At 69.1% G+C, this 4,892-nt stretch carries 3 protein-coding genes and 2 riboswitches; of the genes, 2 read left to right on the top strand and 1 reads right to left on the bottom strand.

All coding sequences use genetic code 11. The features are described from left to right. The first annotated feature begins 63 nt into the window (after positions 1-63). Both GUY60_RS34510 and cycA read left to right on the top strand, forming a co-directional pair. Positions 64-1,125 (top strand): TIGR03842 family LLM class F420-dependent oxidoreductase, encoded by a 1,062-nt coding sequence (locus GUY60_RS34510; RefSeq protein ID WP_161705143.1) that lies wholly within the window; start codon positions 64-66, stop codon positions 1,123-1,125. 139 nt (positions 1,126-1,264) lie between these two features. Next, positions 1,265-1,362, top strand: a riboswitch (glycine riboswitch). Then, a riboswitch (glycine riboswitch) is annotated at positions 1,363-1,450 on the top strand. A gap of 213 nt (positions 1,451-1,663) precedes the next feature. Further along, entirely contained in the window at positions 1,664-3,136 is a 1,473-nt protein-coding gene (gene cycA, locus GUY60_RS34515) for a D-serine/D-alanine/glycine transporter (RefSeq protein WP_161705145.1), read from the top strand. On the opposite strand, the gene GUY60_RS34520 is transcribed toward cycA, so the two are convergent. Then, positions 3,093-4,739, bottom strand: a complete 1,647-nt coding sequence (locus GUY60_RS34520) for an NCS1 family nucleobase:cation symporter-1 (RefSeq protein ID WP_161705147.1) — start codon at positions 4,737-4,739, stop codon at positions 3,093-3,095. The two genes, cycA and GUY60_RS34520, sit on opposite strands and share 44 nt — an antisense overlap. Positions 4,740-4,892 lie beyond the last annotated feature (153 nt).

Raw genomic sequence — 4,892 nt, forward strand, 5'->3', positions numbered from 1 at the left:
TTCCCGTCCCACCCAGAGCTCCGCTCCCCCTGCCAGCACCTGAACGAACCAGGAGGTCAGCGCATGGACTTCGGACTCGTCCTGCAGACCGATCCCCCCGCCGCGCAGGTCATCAGCCTCATGAAGCGCGCCGAGCGCAACGGCTTCCGGTACGGCTGGACCTTCGACTCGGCCGTGCTGTGGCAGGAGCCCTTCGTCATCTACAGCCAGATCCTGGCGAACACCCAGCGCCTGATCGTCGGGCCGATGGTCACCAACCCGGGCACCCGCACGTGGGAGGTGACCGCGTCCACCTTCGCCACGCTCAACGACATGTACGGCAACCGCACCGTGTGCGGGATCGGGCGCGGCGACAGCGCGATGCGGGTGGCGGGGCGGCCGCCGAACACGCTGGCCAGGATCAGTGCCGCGATGAAGGTGATCCGGGCGCTCGCCTCCGGTGAGGAGGCGGAGCTCGGGGAGGGGACGACGGTGCGGTTCCCGTGGATCGGGGCCGACGCCAGGCTGCCCGTCTGGATGGCCGCGTACGGGCCCAAGGCGCTGAAGATGGCGGGGGAGGAGGCCGACGGCTTCATCCTGCAGCTGGCCGACCCGTATCTGACGGCGACGATGGTGAAGACGGTCCGGGACGCGGCCGCCGCGGCGGGCCGGGACCCGGACGCGGTCACCGTCTGCGTCGCGGCCCCCGCGTACCTCACCGAGGACGACTCGCCCGCCGCCCTGGCGCACGCCCGCGAGCAGTGCCGCTGGTTCGGCGGCATGGTCGGCAACCACGTCGCGGACCTGGTGGCCAGGTACGGCGAGCACTCCGATCTGGTCCCGGAGGCGCTCACCGAGTACATCAAGGCCCGTGCGGGGTACGACTACTCGCACCACGGCCGCGCCGACAACCCCGACACCGCCTTCGTACCGGACGACATCGTGGACCGCTTCTGCGTGATCGGGACCGCCGAGCAACACATCGCGAAACTGCGGGAGTTGAAGGCGCTGGGCGTCGACCAGTTCGCGGTGTACGACATGCACGACGCGCGGGAGCGGGTCATCGACGGGTACGGGGCCACGGTGATCCCGGCGCTGCGGGGCGGCCGGATCGGTGGTCCCGGCGGTGGCGTGCCGCAGCCCTGAGGCGTTGACTCGGGCCCTGGAGCTGGGCGTTCACAGCGTGCCGCGGTGAGTGGATCTGCTGCCGCGGCGCGCGCCCGTCCCCCCTGAACACCCTTGACCCTTCGGGAGGATGAGGCCTAGCCTCACGGCAACTTGCCGTTCACCTCGCAGCGGGAGAGCACCGGTTCAGCCAGAACCGGGCGCCGAAGGAGCAACACCTCCCCGGAAACTCTCAGGCATCCCTACCGCGCGAGCAGGCAACTCTGGAAAGCAGGCGTCGAGGCGTCTCGCCCACGGTGCAAGCGGCGTTCCGCCGTGAAGCTCTCAGGCCAATGACAGAGGGGGAGGCTCACTTCGCAGTGCGGGTAACCGGCCCGCGCTCGACACGCGAGGAGCCCCCTGATGGCTGTCCCCCTGTGCTGCCCGTGGCGACCAGCTGCCCCAGTGGCGGTCGGCTGACCTCCTGCTTTCCCCCGGCCCCGACCGGACCGACTCCCCTCCCTGATGTGAGTATGTTCGGCGCGCGCCCGCACGCGCACGAGATCTGTGAGGTTCGCCCATGCCCGAAAGCAGTGAATCCGGTTCGACCACCCTGTCAGCGTCCGGGGGAAGTCCCGGAACACCGCAGGACGCCCCCTCGGCCCTTTCGCCCGAGGGAGGCCCGCAACTCTCCCGCCAGTTGTCCAACCGCCACATCCAGCTCATCGCCATCGGTGGCGCGATCGGCACCGGCCTGTTCATGGGCTCGGGCAAGACGATCTCGCTCGCCGGCCCCTCGGTGATCTTCGTCTACATGATCATCGGCGCGATGCTGTTCTTCGTGATGCGCGCGATGGGCGAGCTGCTCCTCTCCAACCTGGAGTACAAGTCGTTCGCCGACTTCGCCGCCGATCTCCTCGGCCCGTGCGCGGGCTTCTTCACCGGCTGGACCTACTGGTTCTGCTGGATCGTCACCGGCATCGCCGATGTCGTCGCGATCGCCGGGTACGTCGAGTACTGGTGGAAGGGCGCCGCGCTGTGGATCCCCGCGCTCGCGGCGGTCGTGCTGCTGATCGCGCTGAACCTGCCGACGGTGAAGGCATTCGGTGAGACCGAGTTCTGGTTCGCGCTGATCAAGATCGTCGCCATCGTCGCGCTGATCGTCGTCGGACTCGTCATGGTCTTCCGCGGCTTCGAGTCCTCCACGGGCACCACCGCGAGCTTCGCCAACCTCTGGAACGACGGCGGTTTCTTCCCGACCGGGCCCATGGGCTTCGTCGCCGGATTCCAGATCGCGGTCTTCGCGTTCGTCGGCATCGAGCTGGTCGGCACCACCGCCGCCGAGACCAAGGACCCCGAGCGCAACCTGCCGAAGGCCATCAACTCGATCCCCGTACGCGTGATGCTGTTCTACGTGGTCGCGCTCGTCGTGATCATCTCGGTCACGCCCTGGCGCCAGATCAGCGCGGACCGCAGCCCGTTCGTCGTGATGTTCACGCTCGCCGGGCTCGGCATCGCGGCCTCGGTGATCAACTTCGTGGTGCTCACCTCGGCCACCTCGTCCGCCAACTCGGGCATCTACTCCACGTCCCGGATGGTGTACGGCCTCGCTTCGGACGGGGACGCACCCAAGCCGTTCGCCCGGCTCACCTCGCGGAACGTGCCGGTCAACGCGCTGCTCCTGTCCGGTGTCTTCCTGCTCATCGGTGTCGCGATGGTCGCGATCGGCGGCTCGATCATCGAGGCCTTCACGCTGGTGACCACCATCTCCTCGGTGTGCTTCATGTTCATCTGGACGATGATCCTGATCAGCTACCTCGTGTACCGCAAGCGCCGCCCGCACCTGCACGAGGCCTCGAAGTTCAAGATGCCCGGCGGCGTCGTCATGTGCTACGTCGTGTTCGCCTTCTTCGCCTTCCTGCTCTGGGCGTTGACCCAGGAGACGGACACCCTGCAGGCGCTGCTCGTGACGCCGGCCTGGTTCCTGATCCTCGCCGTCGCGTGGCAGGTCATGCGCCGCGGCCGGGCCCGCCAGGAGAACGCCCCGCACTGACCCTCGCGGTACCGGCCCTCGAGGTCGTACCGGCCTTCGAGGTCGTACCGGCCTTCGAGGCCGACAACAGGCCGGCCACGGCGTACAGCACGAGCGCCGTGGCCAGGCCGACCGCCCAGCCGTAGTCGGCCAGCGGACGCAGGGCGGGGATCAGTCCGTCCGCCGGGAAGGGGCCCTTGCCGGGGGCGGAGTGTGAACCGCCGACGGCGAGCAGCCCGCCGACGCCGAAGGCGAACAGGGCCCGCCAGTTCCAGCCGCCCGTGTACCAGTACGGGCCGTGCCGGTCGTAAAGACCCGCCAGGTCGAGGACGGTACGGCGGACGATCCAGTAGTCCGCGATCATCACCCCGGCCACCGCGCCGAGCAGCCCGCCGACCACGCCGAGCCAGGTGAAGATGTACAGCTCCGGCGTCGCGGTCAGCTTCCACGGCATGACGAGCACCCCGACGACGCCCGTGATGAGCGCCCCCGTACGGAAGTTGATGATCTTCGGCAGCAGGTTCGACAGGTCGTACGCGGGGGAGACCACGTTCGCCGCGATGTTCACCGAGATCGTCGCGATCAACACCGTGACCAGGGCGAAGATCAGCCCGAATACGTTGTCGGTCTTCGCCGCGAGCTGGACCGGGTCCCAGACCGGCACCCCGTACACGACCTGGGAGCCCGAGGTGACCAGGACGGAGAGCAGCGCGAAGGCCGTCATGGTGGTGGGCAGGCCGAGCGACTGGCCCCAGACCTGGGCGCGTTGGCCCCGGCCGAAGCGGGTGAAGTCGGGGATGTTCAGGGACAGCGTCGACCAGAAGCCGATCATCCCCATCAGCGCGGGGAAGAACACCGGCCAGAAGTCCGCGCCCCAGCCGAGCCTGGACGGCTGGTCGAGGAGCGGCCCGAAACCGCCCGCCTTCACGGTGATCCACCCGAGCAGGACCACCGCGCCGACGAGGACGAACGGCGCCGCCCAGTTCTCGAACCTGCGCAGCGCCTGCATCCCCCGGTAGATGATGGCCAGTTCGAGCGCCCAGAAGATCATGAAGCAGAGCCAGAGCGTCCACGGGTAGCCGCCCACTACGGACGCCGTGGTCCAGCCGCCGAACACCTTCCCGAGCAGCAGGAAGATGCCCTGCCCGCCGATCCACGTCTGGATGCCGAACCAGCAGCAGGCCACGGCGGCCCGCAGCAGCGCCGGCAGGTTCGCGCCGCGAAGCCCGAACGAGGACCGCACCACCACCGGGAACGGAATGCCGTACTTCGGGCCCGCGTGACCGGTCAGGAGCATCGGCACCAGCACGATGACATTGGCCAGGCCGATGACGAGGACGGCCTGCTTCCAGTCCATCCCGAGCGCCACAAGGCCGGAGGCGAGCGTCCACGACGGGATGTTGTGCGCCATGCCGATCCACAGCGCCGTGTAGTTGTAGACGCCCCATGTACGCCGCTCCATGGGCACCGGCAGCAGGTCGGCGTTGGCGAACCGGGGGTCGTCCAGGGCCACGCCCTCGGCGAGCGTCACCCGCCCGTCGGGCAGCTCACGCTGGGTGACCCGCGCCGCGTCCGGTACGGGGCCGGGGCCCGGCCCGGGTGCGGAAGGAACCGTCGATGACATCGAGCCCTCGCTTTGCGGAGTCCGTCGGGGAGGGGCGAGACGGGTGCCGTACGGCGCTGCGCGGGATGCGGGATTCCGGGTCTGGGACGCGGAGTTCGGGGTTCAGGGTTCGGGTTTGGGGTTCGGCAGGTGGCTGCGGAGTGGGGAGGACTC

Source organism: Streptomyces boluensis, from assembly GCF_009908195.1.
GTDB classification, from domain to species: Bacteria; Actinomycetota; Actinomycetes; order Streptomycetales; family Streptomycetaceae; genus Streptomyces; species Streptomyces boluensis.